This is a genomic window from Maridesulfovibrio bastinii DSM 16055 (genome assembly GCF_000429985.1).
In the GTDB taxonomy this organism is placed as follows: domain Bacteria; phylum Desulfobacterota; class Desulfovibrionia; order Desulfovibrionales; family Desulfovibrionaceae; genus Maridesulfovibrio; species Maridesulfovibrio bastinii.
Genome location: NZ_AUCX01000014.1, coordinates 1 through 20104, shown reverse-complemented (window position 1 = coordinate 20104; position 20104 = coordinate 1). Strand labels below are relative to the sequence as shown.

The window sequence follows — 20104 nt, the reverse complement described above, 5'->3', positions numbered from 1 at the left end:
GCTGTTGTTTCTTCCAGTGATACTTTAAGTTTTGTTGACTGCCGATTTATTTAGAGTGTTTTGGATTTGTGATTAATTTTTATATAGTTTCAACTGGATACGGTCTCATATGAAAACGGAGGGTGCGCAACTGCCTCGCGATAATTTTGCAAAAGAGATGCTTGGTCTGCTTAAACTTTTTGTAGCGGTTTTTCTCTTTATCAGCATGTATTCCTACAACACTGGTGATCCGACTTTCAATCAGGCGGTGAGCAGCAGTTGGAAGGTAAAAAACCTCATAGGTCCCATAGGTTCTTATGCTGCCGGTTTTTTAGTTGAATTTTTCGGCCTTGGTGCTTGGCTGTTTCCATTTTATTTCCTTTATATAGGTTTATGCAGCTTCATAACCAGAATCAGAATGCCTTGGTGGCGCTGGCTTGGTGTGGTTCTGCTTTATGTTTGTATTCTTGCCTGGGCTTCACATCCATGGTTTTCAGAATTACAGTCAGGTTTTTCAATCAGTCAGGGCGGCTTTATCGGAGGCCTCTTCTCAAAATGGTCCTTTCTATATCTTAAACCTGTCGGAGCTTTTCTTTTTTGGCTGTTCATAACTTTGTCCGGAGTTCAGCTTACTTTGAATTTAAGCTGGGTTGCGATCACTAAAAGATTACGGACTGTTTTACTTGATATCTGGTATAAAAATACGGAACGAATAGACCGTAAGGTGAAAAGAGTAAAAGCAGACAGAGAAATTCGTAAACAAAATAAAGCTGCCGAAAAGGATTTTGAAGAAAAAGAAGATAAAAAAGTTATTAAGCTGGAATCAAAAAGAAAGAAAAAAAAGAATGAAGAAGAGGACGAAGACGTAGTCCTCCTGCTGGAGCCCTTTAAAGACGGGCCGTCCGCTAAAGCAAAAGAAAAGACTGAGCCTGCCAAACCTAAAAAAAAGAAAGCCCCTACTTTTGCTGATTTTCCAGTACTTGATATGCTTACCGAACCTAAGGTTACTGGTGTACCAGTTGATGAAAAACAGCTTTCAGCTAAAGCAGACAGTTTGGTTGCATGCCTTAAGGATTTTAATATTGATGGCGAAATGCAGAGGGTTATTCCCGGTCCTGTCGTCACAATGTTTGAGTTTAAGCCCGCTCCAGGAGTTAAAGTTAGCAAAATAGCAGGATTAACAGACGACATAGCGTTGGCTCTTATGGCTACAGCTGTGCGTATTGAAGCTCCCATTCCCGGCAAGGATTCAGTCGGTATTGAAATTCCAAATGAGCAGCGTCAGATTGTTTATCTTAGGGAAATATTTGAAGATAAAAGTTTCAGCGAAGCCAAGTCTCCATTGACTCTGGCCATTGGTAAAGACATTCAGGGAAAGCCTGTTTCTGCTGATCTTGCAAAAATGCCTCATTTATTGGTTGCTGGAGCTACCGGAGCAGGTAAAAGTGTTTGTCTTAACGGCATGCTGATGAGTTTTCTCTATAAAGCTTCTCCAGATCAGGTTAAACTTTTACTTATAGATCCCAAGCGGATCGAGCTTGCTGTTTATGCTGATCTGCCTCATCTGGTTCATCCGGTTGTTACTGATATGTCAATGGCCAAAAGTGCTCTGGAATGGGCCGTGGCAGAGATGGATAAACGTTATGAGAATATGGCCCGTCTTGGTGTCAGAAATATTCAATCATATAACGAAAAACTCGAGAAGAAAGGCCAGACTCTTCCTGAAAATCTTTCAGATCTTGAAATGATGCCTTATCTTGTCATCGTGGTAGATGAGCTTGCTGACCTGATGATGACTGCCGGCAAGGATGTTGAATTCAGTATTGTCCGTCTTGCACAGCTTGCAAGGGCAGCTGGAATACACATAATAATCGCGACCCAGAGACCTTCAGTTGATGTTGTTACCGGTCTGATTAAGGCAAACTTTCCCACTAGAATCTCATTTCAGGTTACTTCCAAACATGATTCAAGAACTATTCTTGATATGGTTGGGGCTGAAAAACTGCTGGGTCGAGGGGATATGCTCTTTAAACCCAGTGGATCAAAGCTTCGCAGACTGCACGGCGCTCTGGTTGAGGATGATGAAATTCAGGCTGTTGTTGAATTCTGGAAAGAAAGAATTCCACAGCAGTTTGACGTTGATTTCAGCGACTGGAAAGATAATTCCCAGAGCGGTGGAGCTGACGGTGTTGTCGGTGAATCTGATGATCCGGTATATAATGAAGCTGTCGAATTTGTAATGGGACAGGGCAAGGCTTCTATTTCTTTACTGCAAAGACGCTTTCGTATCGGTTTTAACCGTGCGGCAAGGTTTATTGAGCAGATGGAGCAGGATGGAATTCTTGGACCTCAGGAAGGCAGTAAACCAAGGACGGTTCTTGTTAACAAGGATTAGTGCTTAGTAATTGTATTTTGTTAAATATGATGTGTAAAAAGCGGAATCAGCAACACTTAATGTGTGAGAACGATTCCGCTTTTTTTATCAGATTTGTAAATTGTTCAATTGCTCAGAATGCTTTTCTCCGATCTTTAATAATTATATTCTTGCAAATATTTTTATAGTTGTTAGTTCTGATATTAAGTAAACTTTTTGAAGGAGTTATTAATGCCGTTTAAAATCAGCATAACTATAGTTTCAATTCTGATGCTTGTCTCTACAGCCTTTGCTGCTGATAGTGGGCTTACATCTAAAATTCAAAATAAGTATGATTCAATTCAATCTTTCAGTGCGGATTTCATACAAACATTGACTACAGCAGCCAGTGGAGAACAGGAAATTCGGAAGGGGTCAATACTTTTCAAACAGCCTAGTCTGCTACGCTGGGATACTGTTTCCCCTGAAAAAGAGCTGTTGATGGTAGGAAAATCTTATGTGTGGGATTATTATCCTGAAGATCAGCTTGCGATGAAATATCACGCTGAACAGGTGTTTAATTCCAAAACCATGATTAAATTTATTTCCGGTCAGGCTAATTTAGCTGAGGATTTCGTTATTGAGAATCAGGGCGATGATCACGGTCTGATCAAATTAAAGCTGATTCCAAAAGAGCCGGAACCGGGACTTGTTCTTGGGTATGTCTGGGTTGATTCTGAATCATCCATGCTAATGAAAGTTCTTTCAGTAGATTTCTACGGTAACGGTAATGAGGTTGATCTTTCAAATATTAACCTTGAACCCAAGGTTTCAGATTCTGATTTTGAATTTACTCCTCCAGAAGGAGTGAATATTGAAGATAATACAGCTGATAATTAATCTTTAAAAATTGATGTTTAAAAACCCCCGGACAGCTGACCGGGGGTTTTTTTATGAAAATTTATTTATCCATTTCAAGAGCTTTTTTCAATGCATTGACTTCAGGAGTTCCAAGTTTACGCCATTTAGCAGGCGGAAGATCTCCAAGATTAACAGTGCCATGACTTATTCTTTTCAGTTTTAGAACTTTCAGCCCAAGGTCTCTGAACATTCTTCTGATCTGCCTGTTAACCCCCTGTCTAAGAACCATTCTTACTCTACTGCTATTTTTATCAGATTTGTTGGCTTTGATTTTAACAGGAGCCAGCTTGTCACCTTCTTTCAATTTCATACCATTTTCCATTCTCTGGACCATAGCAGGGGTGACAATTCCGTTTACGACCACGTCATAGACTTTGGGCTGATGCCAGCGAGGATGGATCATCCTGTTGCAAAGCTCACCATCAGTCGTCAGCAGCAGCAGGCCCTCGGAGAAAAAGTCCAGCCTCCCGATAGGGAATGGTCTGCGTTTCAAAATAGTTGGGGGTAGGAGATCCATAACCGTAGGACGGTTTTGAGGATCATTTGCTGTAGTAACAATTCTAACAGGTTTGTTTATGGCAATGTAAATATGCGCTTCTTCAGAATGATATTTAACCAGCTTGCCATTAACTTCAACTCTGTCAACAAGTGGGGTTACCTGTATTCCAGGTGAATCTGCAGTGTTGCCGTTAATTTTAACGCGACCTTGTTTAACAAGATCATCAGCTCCACGTCTTGAAGTCAGACCTGAAGCGGCAATATATTTATTCAGCCTTACTGTTTCGCGTTCATTCGTCATAAAATTAAGCCTCCTGTCCGCAGTGTCGGTCTTATAAATATGTTTTAGAAAAAATTTAAAACAGATTCATTATCAAGCCTGCGGAAATGGCATATTTTCGGGAACAGGTTTTTTCCTGCTCCCGAAGGAAGGCTTGATTATACTTTAATTACTTTGGTTGCAAGCTGAAGTGAGGTAACAACATCCAGCATATTTGTGGTTTCACCGGCCTGTTTCTTGTCCAGAAGTTTAAAATGATCCAGACATGTTCCGCAGACAAGTATTGAAACACCTGATTTCTCAAGATCCTGAAGTTTTTCAAGACAGGGATTTCCTTCTGTGGCCAGTTTTACAGCAGAATTGACCATTACTATACGCCAGAGTGATTCACCAAGTTCAGGTAGAGTTGAGACGAAATTGAACATCAATTTGGAACCAAGAACATCGTCACCTGAACCAAGATTTTCAGAGGTGATAAAAACTACAGTTTTTGAACCTATGTTATCCAGTTCTTCCTGAGACATAATTGTGCATTCTTCACATTCAACACTGTTTGAAGAACCGTCTTTAGATGCTGTGAGCGTCCAAAGTCCATTGCCGCTGCTTATATTAACTTTATAACCTTTTGTTCCGACAAAACGGGATACATTCTCTTTTGCCGCTTCATTGTCCACCACCACAACAAAAGATTCAGGGTTGTCATTTTCGATTATCTGTTTGCATTTTAACACCGGCTGAGGGCAGGGCAGTCCCTGACATTCAAGCTTTATTGCCATTAGTTCCTCCAACTATCTAAATTTTTTATGAAATACATTTTTTGACGCATAAGAAATAAATATATCAGCAGGATAGTTTTTTTCAGATAGTAAATCAATCGCCACTTGCGTACTGGAGCAATGACAAGTAATGAACTAACGCAATCTTTTTCTAATAACAAAAAGGAGTTTAATTTTGCCAATGGGCGAAAAAAATAAATATCTCGATAACAAGCAACTGGCCAAGAGATGTCTTTCCTATTTTATGCCTTATAAATTCAAGGTATTGATAGCGTTTATTTCAATGACTTTTGTCGCAGGAGCAACCGCGGCAACGGCTTATCTTATCCAGCCGGCTATGGATGATATCTTTATCAACAAAGATAGAGACGCTTTGATACTGATTCCTGTAGCTTTTGTCGGGGTCATGCTTATCAAGGGCATTTTTAGATTTTTGCAGATTTATTTAATGAATACAACCGGGCTTAAAGTTCTTGAAACTTTAAGAAATGAACTTTTTTCAAAAATAATCAGTTTGCCAATGCCTTTTTTTGAAGAAAGTCAGGTCGGTATGCTCATGTCACGGATATTAAATGATGTGACCCTCATTAGAGAGAGCCTGCCTTCATTTATAATGATGCTTCGTGAATCAATCACAATTATCGGATTGGTCGGGCTGGTTTTTTACAGAGATCCTTATCTTGCTTTCTGGTCTGTTCTGGTTCTTCCTCTGGCCATTTATCCATTTATATATTTTGGTAAAAAGCTTCGTAAATTAGGAAGAAAAAATCAGGGTAAAATCTCTGACATCAACTCATTGCTGCAGGAATCTTTCAGTGGAATAAAAGTTATCAAAGCATTCGCCAATGAGAATAAAGAAAAGAATAAATTTGCTAATGAGAATCACAGGCTTGTAAGCATTGCAATCAAACAGATTCTTAATAGTGAACTTTCATCCCGCGTAATGGAACTTGTTGGAGCATTAGGCGTTGGACTGGTCCTCTGGTATGGTGGTCTTAAAGTTATTGGTGGAGAATCCACTCCGGGAACATTTTTTTCATTTATTACCGCTTTGATCATGCTCTATGAGCCAGTAAAAAAGATAAATACGGCTAATATGACAATTCAGAATGCCTTTGCAGGTGCGGAAAGAGTTTTTCAAATCCTTGATAGTTCAAATGTTAAGGTTGAGAGCGGGGGAGATAAAGAATTCTGTGCCCCGTTCAAAAAGCTTGAACTTAAAAATTTAAGATTTTGTTATCCCGGAGCGAAAGAAGAAGCCCTTAAAGGAATTAATCTTACGGTTAATGCCGGACAGAAAATTGCTATTGTCGGTCCCAGCGGCTCTGGTAAAACCACTCTGGTGAACTTGATTCCACGTTTTTATGATCAAAATGAGGGTCAAATCCTTCTAAATGGTCTGCCAAACAGTGAATATAAATTGCAAAGTTTAAGATTGAATATTGGTATGGTTTCACAGGAAAATTTTCTCTTTAACAGTTCAGTAAGAGACAATATCGCCTACGTCCAGCAGTCTTCACCATTTGAAGAGGTTGTAACTGCTGCCAAGACGGCTTTTGCCCATGACTTCATTAAAGAGCTTCCCGAAGGGTATGATACAATTGTAGGAGAAAGAGGAGTCAGACTCTCCGGAGGGCAGAAACAGAGACTTACAATTGCAAGAGCTTTAATGAAAAATCCTTCGCTTCTTATTCTCGATGAAGCTACAAGCGCTCTTGATACTGAGTCTGAACGTATCGTGCAGATGGCACTTGAAAATCTTATGAAGGATCGTACCAGCATTGTTATTGCGCATCGGCTTTCAACAGTTTTATCAGCGGATGTGATTCTGGTTATGCAGCATGGAGAAATAATTTCCAGCGGACGGCACAAGGATCTTCTTAACTCTTGTCCCTTGTACAGCAAGTTGTATAAAATGCAGTTTGAAGAAGATTAATAACCGTATGGAGCTTATGTGAAGATTAATATAAAGGCTGAAACAGTTGGTGTTCCTGCAGCTTTTTTGTATAGATCATGGATTCGGTCGCTGCGTTTTGATGAAGAAGGTTTTGATCAGATTATGGAACTTCCATCTCAGGGAAAACGAGTCATGGTTGCAATCTGGCATAATGAACTTTTTTCATTAACCGGTTATGGAATGAAAAGAAAAGTTCCTATTGTTACCATGGCCAGTGACAGCAAAGACGGGCAATACATAACTGAAGTTCTGGAACGCATCGGTTACAAGGTTGCCAGAGGGTCTTCCACTCGTGGTGGCGTCAAGGCAATGATGAATATGGTTCGGATAATGAAAAAAGAAAACCGTGTAGCCGTGATCACCGTTGATGGACCCAAAGGTCCGCGTCATAAGTTTAAGCACGGTATTCTTGCCATAGCTAAAAAAACAGGAGCTGTTATTCTGCCTGCACGGGCTGTACATGACTCGGCTTTTGTTTTTAAAAAATCATGGGATAATTTCGAGGTCCCGAAACCTTTTTCTCATGTAAAGATAAAAATAGGCCAGCCCTACATGGTTCAGTCTGAAAAACAGGATGAAGCCGGTTTTCTGGCGGAAGCTGAAATACTTGAAAAAAAGTTGGAAGAGTTGACTGATTAGCTTCTGGCTGAATATGATTTTAAATAAAAATGGAGATTACAACCGAGTTGTAATCTCCATTTTTATTAGTATTTGTTAAAACTTAGCTAAGTTTTTTGCGGGCTGTTGCTTCTTTATAGAAGGGGAGCTCTGCTTTTTCAGCTTCAAGTTCTTTTTTTGATGCCTGAACAATAAATTTTTCAGCATCTGCAAATTCTTTTTTAATGTAGGCAAGTGCTATGCTGTAACCAAGTGAAGGGCCGAAAGAGCCGCTGGTTACAACTCCAACTTCTTTTCCATCAAGCAAAACTTTGTCGCCGTGGCGGGCAGCTCTGCGTCCGGGGATTTTAAGAGGAACCTGCATTTCATTAACATCAGTAAAAGCATCATCAGGAAGCAGAAAGCCGTATCCACCTTCACGGGGATTGTGTTCGGTATCAAGATCCTGACCATAAAGCGGAAGTCCCATTTCCAGACGCAGTGTGTCACGAGCTCCAAGTCCTACCGGAATAACCCGTTCATCAGCTACAATTTTTTTCCAGAGACTTTCAGCATGTTCAGCAGGAAGATAAAGTTCATATCCCAGTTCCCCGGTATATCCGGTACGGCTGATGATAAGCTCATAGCCGTCAAATTCAGCTTCTTCGAAGTTGAAATACTTAAGATGGGTAAAATCACGTCCGAAGACATTCTGCATAACTTCGAGTGATTCAGGGCCTTGGAGGTCTATTTTAGCTGTTTCGTCAGAAACATTTTTAAATTCAAGTTCTTCAGGAAGATGGTTTTTAATCCAGTTGAAGTCAGATTCTTCGCAGGCTCCGTTTACAACCAGCATGTATTTGTCTTCGCCAAGACAATAAACAATGAGGTCATCAAGAACTCCGCCCTGATCATTGGGAAGAAAGCCGTAGCGGCATTTTCCGGCTGCAAGGGTGTCAAGGTTCTGAGTTACAACTTTATTGAGGGCATCTTTAGCTCCCTTTCCGGAAAGTTTAAACTCACCCATGTGAGAGATATCAAATACACCGGCCTTTGAGCGGGTGTGTTTATGTTCAGCAACGATTCCACTGTATTGAACAGGCATTTCAAACCCTGCAAAAGGAACGAGTTTCGCTCCGTTGTTGCGATGCCACTCAGTCAATGGCGTAGTACGTAATTCAGCCAAGTTATCCTCCGTATAAAGAGATAAATTCTCTGGTTTCCGACAGATGTTCTTTTGATTAAAAAATGATCGATCAGACCATTCCACTGATAACAATTCCGTCATCAGCAGGTTTGCGGCTTTTTCGGATAGATCTGAATTCATCAAGAAGAACAACAAGTCTTCCGTAGTATTTTTTTATTTCCAACCCGTAGGGGGTCAGCTCATCATCAGCCTTTGAAATATAGTTTCTTCTTACATAAGAGTCGTTCAGGACTTTATCACCAATATTTAATGCTGTAGCAACAAGTCTGTCGAAATAATTAACTATTTCAAATTTAAGATCATTCATTATGCGAGTCATCAGTTTGAGCATTTCAAGGTATGAAACTTTAGACCCTTTGTATTTTCTTTTTTTCAGATCTTCCAGAGTCTTTAACTTTCTGGCCTGCTGGATATAACTATATTTCGACCATACTTCCTGATACAGCTCCGAAAGTTCATTAAATGGCTCATAGTTATCAGGCGCAAGCAGATAGCTGTCCAGAACTTTTACCACCCCTGAATAAAATTCGTGTGAATAGCCAATAATCCTTCGCTGGTGTTTTGAAAGCCATGCAAAAAGAAATTTCAGTCTTTTTTCATGCGTGTCTGTATCCTGAATAAGCTCATTGCGTTTGTACATGATAGCTCCGGCATACTCTCCGCGTACAATATCGTTGAGAAGCAGAGTCATACTTGAAGCATCTTTTATTACATTTAATTTATTAATTATTTCTCCGGTAATAGGGTGAATAATCTCCTGCCGGTAAACTGAAAGGGCGCGATCTTCACGAACATTGTCCGGATTGAACTTATGCTGACGGTATTTTACTTTTAGAATTACAACTCGTTTTTTCTCGTCTACGAAAAATCCGCCATCTTTTAGAGTCTTTATGGCCTGTTTGTTTTCTGCAGCAATCTGCACAAGGGCAATTTTCTCAACCCTCGGGTAGTGTTTGGCTTTAGGATGCGAAAAAAGTGAAGTTATGGTCCGGTCTGATTGTCCCAGAACGCGAACCATGAATTTTTCACCCATCCGGAAAAGTCTTCTGGCAAACAGGGCTGACGAAGTCCTTCTTTCGGAAACTATAGGAAATCCATGCAGTTCCATTAAAAAAGTATAAACGAAAAGTCTGTTGTATTCATACAGCAGATTATCTCCGGGGCGAAATTTTCTTATTCTGATTCCGAAGCGTTTAAGTTCGGTATCAAGATCACAGGGGAGAGAACCGAATATCCCGGATAGATAAAATTTTCCTGAATTATCAAGAGCCATGACATGGGCTCTTTCTATTTCCATGATGTACGGCACAAGTTCCGGGTAGTGCTCAATTTCCGTAATATCTGTTGAGTTGAATTTATCCAGAAATTCTTTCTGGGTACGTTTAGGAAGTCTGCTTTCAAATGTTTCAAGATTGGTGCTTATTATAGACTCATGCAGGGGGCATGCTTCGGTCATTCCGGCTTCATCAAGAAGCCGCGGATTATGAAGCATATCAAATTGAAATATTTCCTGAAAATAATTGATGGGCCTTTCCAGGGCAACCATACTGAAGCCTGGAAGATTTTTGTGCTCATAAAGATCAAGCTCAAAAGACGGAAGAAGTTCTCTGTCTTCTACAAGAGGATAATTATTTTTTAATTCACAATAAGGTTTCAGCAGGCAGTTTTTGATATGGACATGATCAAGGTAAGTTTTCAGACCATCAATATTAGTGCAGTCGTAAGGAGATGAAGATTTACCATCTTCATCTGAGTTTATTCCCTGATATTTTGAGAAGGCTTCCTTCCACATGGGTTAGTCCGAATGGGAATAAATGGTTAAAAAAGTTGAAAATAACGATTATAGTGATAAAATCGTGCAATTTTCGGCTGATCACTGCCTAAAATAATCAATTTGACTGATTAATTACTATCCTGATCAGTAATTAATTACAATGAAAATTTTCTAGATTTTTTGTAGAAAAAAAGTAAAATAAAGTCTTTCTGATGCCATTTGCAAGAAAATTTAGGTAAATAATCACTAAATAATCAAATCAGTCTGTTTTACACCAGAATTCCAGATTTCTTTTTTGTTAAAATTTTATAATGATTTGATATTATTAGTTAGTTTGATATTGTCTTGTTTGATAACAGTAAGACATGATATTGACCCTTTTTCTTCTTTCCAATAAGAATGGAAAGGATTTTGGCTTAGCTTCCTTCAAGAAGCCGGCCTGTTAAATAATTTCAAGGAAATTTAGTATGTCAGCCAACAAAACCTGTGTTAATATTGATATTAACAATTCAGGATGCCCCTGCACTAATCTTCGGTGTCCTAAACATGGTGTATGCTGCGAATGCATAGCCCATCACAAAAACAAGGATCAGCTTCCTGCTTGTTACTTCACTGCTGAACAGGAAAAAACTTACGACAGATCAATTGATTACTTTATAAAATGCAGGACCAGATAAAAAAATGCCGAGGAACGAAGCTTTAATCAATATTTTAAGCATAATATGTAACGTGTTTGAGGCACACAGTGTTGTGCTTTTTCTGCCGGATGGACAGCACGGTTATTGTGTTGCCCAGTCTTTCAGTCTTGGTGACGAAGTTCTGCCGCAAGGCAGCCCGGTTCAGAAAAAAAGTTTAACCGGTATTGTTATCGGTAAAAATGAACCTCTGTTCATTAATAACATGGATAGAAAAGGTGCAACTGCCTTAGGTTATTACAGTTCACGCGAAGACGGAAAAATAAAGGCTTTCATGGGAACTCCTCTTGATAATTCAATGGGGGCTCTCTGTCTGGATAGTAAAAGAACTTACTCTTTCAGTACAAAGGATCTTAAAATTTTATCCCAGTTTGCCAGACTGATTACGCTTACACTTTCATGTATTCATTCAATGGATGCCGAGGGTAAAAGAAATGAGTATTTTGTGACCCTGAAGCTGGTTCACAATCTGCGCAAGCGCCAACCGAAGTGGCATGCATTTCTAGAAAATTTTCTGGAAATGATTTCAACGACTTCAACCTTCTCCCATTGCAGTCTGACTGTTATGGACCAGAGGGGATCTTCGTATTTTATTGAAGGCTCAAACCGACCGCTTTTCCGTAAGGCCCCTAAAGATGATGAAGGATTTCCCATAGGCAGTGGACTTGTCGGATGGGTATACAAAAATCAGGAGCCTATATATATTGATGGCACAAGTCCCGGTCAGGCCTCGTCCTCAATATTCGGGGGTACAGCTCCTACTTATGATTTTACCGGTGTTATTTGTATTCCGCTTGTGTTTCAAAGAAAGGCCAGAGGTGTTCTGGTGTTTGCAAACGAAGAACCCGTTAATATTACTGACGATCTGAAAGATTTTCTTGCTATGGTTTCTGAATATCTTACCCAGTTTCTTGAGAATCTGTTTTTGAGGAGCAGGTTGGCAGAAGCAAGATCCGCTTTACAGAAAATAACTCCTTCATCAGAGAAACCGGTTCTGATAAACGATAATTAACCTTATATAAGAGGCAATTGATATGTGGGCTCGCTTAATGAGTTTTTTCGGCAAAGATCTAGCAATGGATCTTGGCACAGCCAATACTCTTCTTTACACTCCTAAAGATGGAATTGTTCTTAATGAGCCTTCTGTTGTGGCTCTCGATGCCAGAGATGATTCTGTCATTGCCGTAGGCAAGGAGGCGAAAGAGTACCTTGGCCGTACTCCCGAAAGAATCAGAGCTATAAGACCGATGAAAGATGGTGTCATTGCAGACTTTGAAGTCACCAAAAAAATGATTTCATTCTTCATCAGTAAAGTTATCAGTAAGAAGAATCTTATTAAGCCGCGGATTGTAATTTGTGTTCCGACCGGAATAACTCAGGTTGAGAAAAGGGCAGTTATAGAATCAGGACATCAGGCAGGAGCCAGAGAAGTCCGCCTTATTGAAGAGCCTATGGCTGCGGCTATCGGAGCAGGGCTTAACATCCACCTGCCTGAGGGTAACATGGTTGTCGACATCGGTGGTGGTACAACAGAAGTAGCTGTGATCACATTATCATCAATTGCCCATAGCCAATCTGTACGAGTTGCCGGGGACGAAATGAACGATGCGATCAGACGCTATATTCAGGATGAATTTAAATTATTGATTGGCGAAAATATGGCTGAGCAGGCCAAGATAAAGATAGGTTCTGCCATAGAATTACCAGAGCGGTTGACCATGACTGTCTCCGGAAAAAATATTATTGATGGAACTCCTAAAGCTATTGAAATCCACGACGGGCATATACGTGAAGCAATAGCCGAGCCTGTGAAAGCTATCGTCCTTTCGGTCAGAACCGCTCTTGAAAATACTCAACCTGAACTTGTCAGCGATATTGCTACAAACGGTTTGCTTCTGGCCGGTGGCGGGGCTTTGCTTAAAGGCCTTGATCAGCTGGTAAATCGGGAAAGTACGCTTAGAGTCGTTATTGATGAAGACCCGCTGACCACAGTTGTTAGAGGAACAGGTCTTTCTCTGGAAGGCAAAGATTTTCAGAAAGTTTATATCAATTAATTCCCTTAGTTATTAGAACAAGTTGAACTTTGTTTAGGGTAGAATTGTTCTAATCATTAAGTGTTTAATGGCGGAGCCTGACTGCTTAAAACAGTTAAGCACCGCCTTTTTAGTATTTTGATGACACCTATATTTAGTAGATGATTTTAAATTATTACAGGTAGTACAATGGATATAGTAGAACTTAAAGCTGTACTTGAAGAAACAAGTAAAGCAGTGCTCGAAGCCGGTAAAATAATATCTGAAAACTGGAAGAAACCTAAACAGATAAAAATGAAAGGCCGGATAGATATCGTTACTGATACTGATCTTGCTGTTGAAAAATTTTTAAAAGATAGACTTTCTGTAATTCTACCGGAATCAGATTTTCTGGCAGAAGAAACTTCGGGTTCGGCTCGTCCGGGTAAACTAACATGGATCATTGATCCTGTTGACGGGACAACAAATTTCACACATGGCCTGCCGATGGTAGCTACCTCTGTTGCTCTTTGGGCAGATGATAAAATTGTTCTCGGAGTGGTTAATCTGCCTATTTTAGGCGAAATTTTTACTGCCGTGAGAGGTGGTGGAACAAGATTGAACGGGGTCAGGGTTTCAACCACTGAAACTGGAGATCTTGAAAAATCTCTTATTGCTACAGGCTTTCCCTATGACATTGACAACTATGCCGAAGCTGTGACGAAAAGATTATACAAAGTGCTCCTTGCTACCCGTGGCATAAGGAGGCCCGGAGCCGCAGCTATGGATCTGGCTTACCTGTCCTGTGGCCGTTATGATGGTTTTTATGAAAACGGGCTTAAACCCTGGGATACAGCTGCGGGCTGGCTTTTGGTTGAAGAGGCTGGAGGATGCGTGACTGATTTTGAAGGGAATCCTTATAATTTATATTCACCTTCAATACTTGCATCCAACACCCAGCTTCATGAAAAGTTATCAGGGTTAATAAACGAGGAATAATTTAAAACTACAGAACTGGCATAAGACTTATTTGAAGTATGCTTCAGGGCGTAATAAGGTGCAGATCGAGCGATAATCAAAACAATGTGTTTATAACTATTTTAAAAATAAAATTATTTGAACAGGAGTCCCTGATCATTCAGAAAAACAAGGGCAGGAGCCAGCAATTCCCTGAATTCCGATATCAGCCAGTTAAGCTCGCTTTTTGAATAAAAATATCCACTTTCGACTTCCTCAGGATTAGGGTTGGGAATGGTCGTCATTTTTTCGTGAATAAAAACTTTGATGAACTCATTTCCTGTGGAAGGGGATGCCTCAAATTTAGCGATTTCAGTTATTTTATCGGTCTTAATGCCAAGCTCATTCCATAGTTCATTTATAGCCGTCTTTTCAAAAGACTGCCCGAAAAAAACGTGTCCGCTTGCAGATACATCCCAGCGCCCGGGATATAACTTTTTGTTCTGGCTGCGCTTCTGAAGGTAGATTTTCCCTTCAGGTGAATATGCCAGAACTATTACTGAGCGGTGCATGAGTGACTGCCTGTGGGCTTCCAGCACATTGACCACCGCCAGAGGTCTGTTTTGAGAGTCTACAACTTCCACGCTTTGGGGGAGGATTTCGTTTTTAATTTTTCCTGACCGTGATCTTGGCATGTTGTTTTCTTTCAATTAAGGGTAGTTAAGTGTAAAAGAAGTCGTATACGACTGTGGCTGTCCTATTCGTTTGTCTAGCATTTAAATTTGAAAGCTGGAATATGAAATCTGTACATGATATAAAAAATCAATATTATGTGGAAAAGATGGGTCCTGATGATCTCAGCGCTCTTATGGAGTTGGAATCTTTATGTTTTAACTACCACTGGAGTGAAAAACAATTCAAGCTGGGGCTTGAACGTGGGGCCTTTCACGTTTTAGGAGTCAGGGACGGTGATAAAATTTCCGGGTATCTGGCATATTCTATACTGCTGGATGAAATGGAAATACTTAATCTCGGGGTCCGTCCGGAAAGCCGGAGGAAAGGTATTGGTTTGAAACTTATGTTGACGCTCTTGCAAAAATGCCGTGACATGGGCATACAAAAAGGGCTGCTTGATGTAAAAAAATCTAATACTCCTGCCATCAGGTTATATGAAAGTCTCGGATTTAAAAAAACTGGGGTCAGAAAAAAATATTATCCGGATACTAAAGAAGACGCTATTCTTTACAATCTGGATTTAAACGAAAGCTGAATATAACTTCAACTCAAAAAACGGAGTGATTATGCTCTACATAGATCAGGTAGATATTGAAGGTAAAACCCTGCTTATACGCGTAGATTTTAATGTTCCTTTAAACGGGGACATAATTACTGATGATAATAGAATCAAAGCCGCTGTTCCAACACTGAAATACAGCCTTGAAAAAGGGGCCGCGGTTATAGTTATGGCTCATCTGGGCAAGCCCAAGGGGAAAGTGGTTGATGAACTTTCGCTTGCGCCTATTGCAGCGAGACTCGGCGAACTGCTTGGAATGGATGTTCCGCTCGCACCGGACTGCATTGGCCCCGAAGTAGAAAAAATGGCCTCGAATTTAAAACCGGGCCAGATAATGATGTTGCAGAATCTTCGCTTCCATGCTGAAGAACAGGGCAAAACTCCGGAAGACAGAGGTGATTTCGGAAAAAAACTTGCGGCTCTTGCCGATATATATGTTAATGATGCATTTGGTGTTGCCCACCGTCCTAACGCTTCTGTTGTTGATGTTCCTTATGCAGCTAAAGAATGCTGCATTGGATTTCTGCTGAAGAAAGAATGGGAAGTACTGGGAGAGTATTTAAAACATCCTGAACGTCCTTATCTTGCTATTTCAGGCGGAGCTAAAGTTTCCAGCAAACTTGGTATCCTTACCAACCTTATAGGCAAAGTGGATCATTTTATTATAGGTGGCGCAATGGCCAATACTTTTATGCTCGCTAAGGGTCAAAGTATCGGTAAATCATTATGTGAACCTGATCTTGTGGATACGGCTAAAGAAATTCTGGATAAGGCTGAAGCTGCAGGAACCAAGCTGCATCTTCCAGTTGATTTTGTGTGGGGGCTGGATACAGACAAACCTGCCGGAGTGTGCGGTGAAGATAACGTCCCCGAAGATGCCATGCTTCTGGATATAGGACCGGACACAATTAAAAATTTTATCGAAGTTATTTCTTCGTCTAAAACAATTGTCTGGAATGGACCCATGGGGCTTTTTGAAAATCCGGAGTTTGCCGAAGGTTCAATGGCTGTCTGCAAGGCAATGTCGGAAAACGTCGGCACAACTATTGTCGGCGGGGGAGATACAGATGCAGTTGTTCACAAGGCAAATCTGCAGAATTCGTTCTCTTTTATTTCAACCGGAGGCGGATCTTTTCTCGAATTTCTTGAAGGAAAAGAACTTCCTGCATTTAAAGCTTTGAAGGAGAATATGTAGTGACTAAAAAACTAATGGCCGCGAACTGGAAAATGTTTAAGACCAGAAGTGAAGCTGAAAAAACAGCTCAGACATTGCTCTCTAAAATTGAAGGAAAAGTTCCTGCAGACAGGGAAGTGCTCATAGCCGCTCCGTTTACAGCCCTATCTTCTGTTGATTCTGTTCTTGGCAGTCAGGACTGGTTTCATTTGAGCGGAGAGAATATGTATCCTGCTAAAGAGGGAGCCTTTACAGGGGAAATTTCAGCGGATATGCTTAAAGACTGCGGTTGCGGATTTTGTCTCGCCGGGCATTCTGAACGCAGACATATAATGGGCGAATCCGATGAGTTTGTAGGTGAAAAAGTAACTTTCGGACTTGCTAATGATCTTTCAATGATTCTTTGCGTGGGTGAAACAATAGAAGAAAGAAAAGCGGGCAATGTTCAACAGGTAATAGACACTCAGTTGGAAAAAGGACTTGCCGGAGTAGAAGCTGATATTGTTCCTGATCGTATTGTAATCGCTTATGAACCTGTCTGGGCAATTGGTACAGGAGAAGTTGCTGGTCCTGAAGAAATTAAGGAAGCACATTTATTTGTCAGAAAAAAACTAGAAAATATTTTTCCTGATAAATTCAATGATATCAAAATCTTATATGGTGGAAGTGTAAAACCTGGTAATTGTGCCGAGATCATAGCACTTGACAATGTGGACGGTGTGTTGGTAGGAGGCGCGAGCTTGGACGGCGAAAGTTTCAGCCAGATTGTACTGGCATAGAACACGCCTTAGGTCCCAGTGAAAAAATAAAGGAAAAAAAGCTTTGCAAACGCTAGTAATTACTGTACACATTATCGCCTGCATCTTTCTGATCATTTTTGTTCTGTTGCAGAGCGGAAAGGAAGACATGGGTGTCATTTTCGGTGGGGGTAGCAGTTCTGTTTTCGGAAGTACCGGAGCAGGTGGAGTTCTCTCCAAGGTAACCGCATTTCTGGCGGCGATCTTTTTGATAACTTCTTTAAGCTACAATTACCTTTCAGGTAATAAGGTTGGAGATAAATCCGTAATGGATGAAACTGCTAATGCAGTTGCTCCGGCTCCCGAATTTGAAAAGCCTGTTATTCCTGCAAAGACTGATGAAGTTGCAAAGACTCCGGCTCCTGTTGAAGAAAAACAGGCTCCGGCAAAAAAAGCTGAATAAAGTTCTTTACAAAGTAAGTTCTTTAAAATATAGGACATAAGTCCTTTGCCGAGGTGGTGGAATTGGTAGACACGCTGTCTTGAGGGGGCAGTGGAAGAAATTCCGTGGGGGTTCGAATCCCCCCCTCGGCACCATAAAGACCTCATAAGAGCCGCAATTTAAAATTGCGGCTCTTTTTTTATATGCTGTCAAACTTACCATATCTGTCTGGTAGGTTTGATCAAAAAATTTGGCTGACTTTTGATTGCATATTGAACTATTAATTTCTTAAAATTTTACAGGTCTATAATTTATTAAATGATTATTTGACTTATAAACTTTTATTAAATATTTAAAACAAAACATTCGCTAAGAACGTACGCGTTAACGACATCCAACGCACTTGTCCAATAACAGTTGTTTTTGGAGAGTGCGTTTTTTTGCTCTCCAAAAATATTAGATTAGGAGGGCTTATGTTTCTAGATGACCTATCTAAAAAACGCCTGATTAAAATGGGTGTTTCTCTCTTTATTTCATACCTTTCTGTTGCAATGGCTTTACCTGTGATTTCTGTCTATGTCTGTCATGATTTAGGTTATGCTCACAGGCTTGGCGGACTGGCAGTAGGTATTTCCTTTTTTTCCACTATCTTATCCCGGAAGTATGCAGGATTTTTCTCAGATACTGTAAGTCCAAAAAAGTGTACTATGCGGGGTTTGTTTTTATACACATCAGCCGCAGCCATTTGTCTGGTTTCAGCTTTAGCAATATTTCCTGCTAATATTGCTTATATCATTCTTATTGTCGGACGACTTATTTTAGGCTTTGGTGAAAGCATGGTCATGGTTGGTTTAACCAGTTGGCATTTTGCTGTTATCGGTCCAAAACATTCAGGAAAAATTTTATCTGTTGCCGGAATGGCCATGTATGGAGCTTTTGCTCTCGGGGGGCCATTAGGACTTGCCGTTTATTCGAAATTTGATTTTAAAATTTTGATGGGTCTTTCTCTTATTCTGCCGTTTATTGGTGGCTTATTTTTATTTAATTTGGCGGATCATAAAAACAAGGAACGGCTAAATAAGAATCAGTCATTTTTTAAGATAATACATAAAATATGGAAGCAGGGTATGGTTGTCAGCCTTCAAGGAGTTGGTTTTGCAGTCCTTGGAGCATTTGTTCTTCTTTATTTTAAAAGTAAAGGCTGGCCTTTTGCTGGCATGGGGCTAAGTTTGTTCGGTATCGGTTTTGTCTTGAGCCGTATTTTCTGGGGATCAATACCCGATAGATTTGGTGGAATAAATATTACCTGCTTTTCTTTAGTGATCGAGCTGATAGGGCAATTGTTATTATGGATGGGATCGAATCTGTCTTTAGCTCTCATAGGTTCTTTTTTTACAGGCCTGGGTTGCTCCATGATCTTTCCTGCTATGGGAGTAGAAGCAATAAAAAGAGTTCCTAGTGAATATAGGGCTACTGCTTTTGGAGGCTTTGCCGCTTTTCAAGATTTATCCTACGCTGTATCAGCACCTATAGCCGGAGTGTTGGTAGATTTTTTTGATTACTCAATTGTTTTTTTAATGGGGGCGATGGCAGCTGCTTTAGGAATTCTGTTTATATTGTCAATTTATTGGGAAGAGAAGGTCGAAAATAAATGTTTGGGCCAAAGAGTTTGATTTAGTTTTAGTTTATAATTTAAAATTTTGTCAGCGCAAATTTAGCTATGATTTGTGAAAAGATTACAAAAAAATATTAAACTTTTGTGTCAGAATCCTCATTAAGAATGGTTTTCAGTTCGGTATTTTTTGTATAATTTTGAGAAGGGCCTTAATTTGCTTAGTAGTTAGATTATTTTAATAAAAATTAAAAAAAAATAAAAAAACTGCTTGACCTTTTAAGCAAAATAGCGGAAAAGCTTCTTCGTGACGACGAGGTAACACTTTAAGTCACTCTTTGAAAAAAGGATGCCTAGAGTATCCGTTGAGCCGAGGTGGTGGAATTGGTAGACACGCTGTCTTGAGGGGGCAGTGGAAGAAATTCCGTGGGGGTTCGAATCCCCCCCTCGGCACCACAAAGACCTCATAAGAGCCGCAATTTTAAATTGTGGCTCTTTTTTTGTATGTAGAAAACCCCCCGCTATGCGGGGGGTTCCGTAAAGCTTACAGCTATGAATAAATCAGCAAAACTCCTTTTGATTTGTTAAATGAGTTCCGCGGTCTAGCAGCTGCGGTAGTAACAAATCAAAAGGAGGTCCCTTTGCGAGACACTGAAAGTTTAGCCCATACAAAATGGAACTGTAAATATCATATAGTCTTTGCTCCAAAATATCGTCGCCAAGTTTTCTACTATGAAACTAAAAGAGCAATAGGTGAAATTTTACGAAAGCTCTGTGAGTGGAAAGGCGTTGAGATAGTTGAGGCAGAATGTTGCCCTGATCATATCCATATGCTTGTA

General features: G+C 40.2%; 19 protein-coding genes and 2 tRNA genes. 16 read left to right on the top strand and 5 right to left on the bottom strand.

The features are described 5' to 3' along the window. Positions 1-109 precede the first annotated feature (109 nt). Both G496_RS0107440 and lolA read left to right on the top strand, forming a co-directional pair. Positions 110-2374, top strand: coding sequence for a DNA translocase FtsK (locus G496_RS0107440; protein WP_084407517.1), 2265 nt, complete (start codon positions 110-112; stop codon positions 2372-2374). A 210-nt stretch (positions 2375-2584) separates the two neighbouring features. After that, the gene (gene lolA / locus G496_RS0107435; RefSeq protein ID WP_027178738.1) at positions 2585-3232 is read left to right on the top strand and encodes an outer membrane lipoprotein periplasmic chaperone LolA; all 648 of its coding nucleotides are present in this window, start codon (positions 2585-2587) and stop codon (positions 3230-3232) included. A 61-nt stretch (positions 3233-3293) separates the two neighbouring features. Here the strand turns inward: lolA and G496_RS0107430 are convergent, their stop codons facing one another. Further along, the gene (locus G496_RS0107430; RefSeq protein ID WP_027178737.1) at positions 3294-4052 is read right to left on the bottom strand and encodes a pseudouridine synthase; all 759 of its coding nucleotides are present in this window, start codon (positions 4050-4052) and stop codon (positions 3294-3296) included. Positions 4053-4189: 137 nt separating this feature from the next. Next, entirely contained in the window at positions 4190-4807 is a 618-nt protein-coding gene (yedF, locus tag G496_RS0107425; protein WP_027178736.1) for a sulfurtransferase-like selenium metabolism protein YedF, read from the bottom strand. Positions 4808-4988: 181 nt separating this feature from the next. Here yedF and G496_RS0107420 point away from each other — a divergent pair, with 181 nt between their 5' ends. Together G496_RS0107420 and G496_RS0107415 are read left to right on the top strand one after the other, a co-directional pair. Continuing rightward, positions 4989-6743 carry an ABC transporter ATP-binding protein gene (locus G496_RS0107420; RefSeq protein WP_027178735.1) on the top strand — a complete coding sequence of 585 codons (1755 nt, stop codon included), beginning with the start codon at positions 4989-4991 and terminating at the stop codon, positions 6741-6743. 18 nt (positions 6744-6761) lie between these two features. Continuing rightward, positions 6762-7403, top strand: coding sequence for a lysophospholipid acyltransferase family protein (locus tag G496_RS0107415; protein ID WP_051294899.1), 642 nt, complete (start codon positions 6762-6764; stop codon positions 7401-7403). An 82-nt stretch (positions 7404-7485) separates the two neighbouring features. Here the strand turns inward: G496_RS0107415 and gcvT are convergent, their stop codons facing one another. Both gcvT and G496_RS0107405 read right to left on the bottom strand, forming a co-directional pair. Beyond that, complete coding sequence (gene gcvT, locus G496_RS0107410) at positions 7486-8547, bottom strand: glycine cleavage system aminomethyltransferase GcvT (RefSeq protein WP_027178733.1); 1062 nt, start codon at positions 8545-8547, stop codon at positions 7486-7488. 70 nt (positions 8548-8617) lie between these two features. Further along, entirely contained in the window at positions 8618-10360 is a 1743-nt protein-coding gene (locus G496_RS0107405) for a hypothetical protein (protein ID WP_027178732.1), read from the bottom strand. Between the two features lie 449 nt (positions 10361-10809). Between G496_RS0107405 and G496_RS0107400 the strand changes: the two genes are divergently transcribed. From G496_RS0107400 to G496_RS0107385, 4 genes are all read left to right on the top strand, one after another. Continuing rightward, complete coding sequence (locus tag G496_RS0107400; protein WP_051294898.1) at positions 10810-11019, top strand: DUF6485 family protein; 210 nt, start codon at positions 10810-10812, stop codon at positions 11017-11019. 4 nt (positions 11020-11023) lie between these two features. Then, positions 11024-12049, top strand: coding sequence for a GAF domain-containing protein (locus G496_RS0107395; RefSeq protein WP_027178730.1), 1026 nt, complete (start codon positions 11024-11026; stop codon positions 12047-12049). Between the two features lie 22 nt (positions 12050-12071). Further along, complete coding sequence (mreB, locus tag G496_RS0107390; protein WP_027178729.1) at positions 12072-13091, top strand: rod shape-determining protein; 1020 nt, start codon at positions 12072-12074, stop codon at positions 13089-13091. 168 nt (positions 13092-13259) lie between these two features. After that, positions 13260-14048: an inositol monophosphatase family protein gene (locus G496_RS0107385; RefSeq protein WP_027178728.1), complete on the top strand. Its 789-nt coding sequence runs from the start codon at positions 13260-13262 to the stop codon at positions 14046-14048. A 113-nt stretch (positions 14049-14161) separates the two neighbouring features. Here the strand turns inward: G496_RS0107385 and G496_RS0107380 are convergent, their stop codons facing one another. Then, positions 14162-14701, bottom strand: a complete 540-nt coding sequence (locus G496_RS0107380; protein WP_034632704.1) for an NUDIX hydrolase — start codon at positions 14699-14701, stop codon at positions 14162-14164. 101 nt (positions 14702-14802) lie between these two features. Between G496_RS0107380 and rimI the strand changes: the two genes are divergently transcribed. The 8 genes from rimI to tnpA all read left to right on the top strand — a co-directional run. After that, on the top strand, positions 14803-15276 hold the full coding sequence (rimI, locus tag G496_RS0107375) for a ribosomal protein S18-alanine N-acetyltransferase (protein ID WP_034632702.1): 474 nt from the start codon (positions 14803-14805) through the stop codon (positions 15274-15276). Positions 15277-15307: 31 nt separating this feature from the next. Continuing rightward, positions 15308-16495, top strand: coding sequence for a phosphoglycerate kinase (locus tag G496_RS0107370; RefSeq protein WP_027178725.1), 1188 nt, complete (start codon positions 15308-15310; stop codon positions 16493-16495). Between the two features lie 14 nt (positions 16496-16509). Then, on the top strand, positions 16510-17253 hold the full coding sequence (gene tpiA, locus G496_RS0107365) for a triose-phosphate isomerase (RefSeq protein WP_034632744.1): 744 nt from the start codon (positions 16510-16512) through the stop codon (positions 17251-17253). Positions 17254-17296: 43 nt separating this feature from the next. Beyond that, positions 17297-17674 carry a preprotein translocase subunit SecG gene (secG, locus tag G496_RS0107360; RefSeq protein ID WP_027178723.1) on the top strand — a complete coding sequence of 126 codons (378 nt, stop codon included), beginning with the start codon at positions 17297-17299 and terminating at the stop codon, positions 17672-17674. Between the two features lie 47 nt (positions 17675-17721). Then, positions 17722-17808 (top strand) — tRNA-Leu (locus G496_RS0107355). 318 nt (positions 17809-18126) lie between these two features. Continuing rightward, complete coding sequence (locus G496_RS0107350; protein WP_027178722.1) at positions 18127-19326, top strand: arabinose transporter; 1200 nt, start codon at positions 18127-18129, stop codon at positions 19324-19326. Between the two features lie 308 nt (positions 19327-19634). After that, positions 19635-19721, top strand: a tRNA-Leu gene (locus G496_RS0107345). 185 nt (positions 19722-19906) lie between these two features. Next, positions 19907-20104 (top strand): IS200/IS605 family transposase (gene tnpA, locus G496_RS0107340; protein ID WP_027178721.1); only part of this gene is annotated, 198 nt, incomplete at its 3' end.

Coding starts and splice junctions, on each gene's coding strand:
- G496_RS0107440 (WP_084407517.1), top strand. CDS start 110: ATGAAAACGGAGGGTGCGCAACTGCCTCGCGATAATTTTGCAAAAGAG.
- lolA (WP_027178738.1), top strand. CDS start 2,585: ATGCCGTTTAAAATCAGCATAACTATAGTTTCAATTCTGATGCTTGTC.
- G496_RS0107430 (WP_027178737.1), bottom strand. CDS start 4,052: ATGACGAATGAACGCGAAACAGTAAGGCTGAATAAATATATTGCCGCT.
- yedF (WP_027178736.1), bottom strand. CDS start 4,807: ATGGCAATAAAGCTTGAATGTCAGGGACTGCCCTGCCCTCAGCCGGTG.
- G496_RS0107420 (WP_027178735.1), top strand. CDS start 4,989: ATGGGCGAAAAAAATAAATATCTCGATAACAAGCAACTGGCCAAGAGA.
- G496_RS0107405 (WP_027178732.1), bottom strand. CDS start 10,360: ATGTGGAAGGAAGCCTTCTCAAAATATCAGGGAATAAACTCAGATGAA.
- G496_RS0107400 (WP_051294898.1), top strand. CDS start 10,810: ATGTCAGCCAACAAAACCTGTGTTAATATTGATATTAACAATTCAGGA.
- G496_RS0107395 (WP_027178730.1), top strand. CDS start 11,024: ATGCCGAGGAACGAAGCTTTAATCAATATTTTAAGCATAATATGTAAC.
- mreB (WP_027178729.1), top strand. CDS start 12,072: ATGTGGGCTCGCTTAATGAGTTTTTTCGGCAAAGATCTAGCAATGGAT.
- G496_RS0107385 (WP_027178728.1), top strand. CDS start 13,260: ATGGATATAGTAGAACTTAAAGCTGTACTTGAAGAAACAAGTAAAGCA.
- G496_RS0107380 (WP_034632704.1), bottom strand. CDS start 14,701: ATGCCAAGATCACGGTCAGGAAAAATTAAAAACGAAATCCTCCCCCAA.
- rimI (WP_034632702.1), top strand. CDS start 14,803: ATGAAATCTGTACATGATATAAAAAATCAATATTATGTGGAAAAGATG.
- G496_RS0107370 (WP_027178725.1), top strand. CDS start 15,308: ATGCTCTACATAGATCAGGTAGATATTGAAGGTAAAACCCTGCTTATA.
- tpiA (WP_034632744.1), top strand. CDS start 16,510: ATGGCCGCGAACTGGAAAATGTTTAAGACCAGAAGTGAAGCTGAAAAA.
- G496_RS0107350 (WP_027178722.1), top strand. CDS start 18,127: ATGTTTCTAGATGACCTATCTAAAAAACGCCTGATTAAAATGGGTGTT.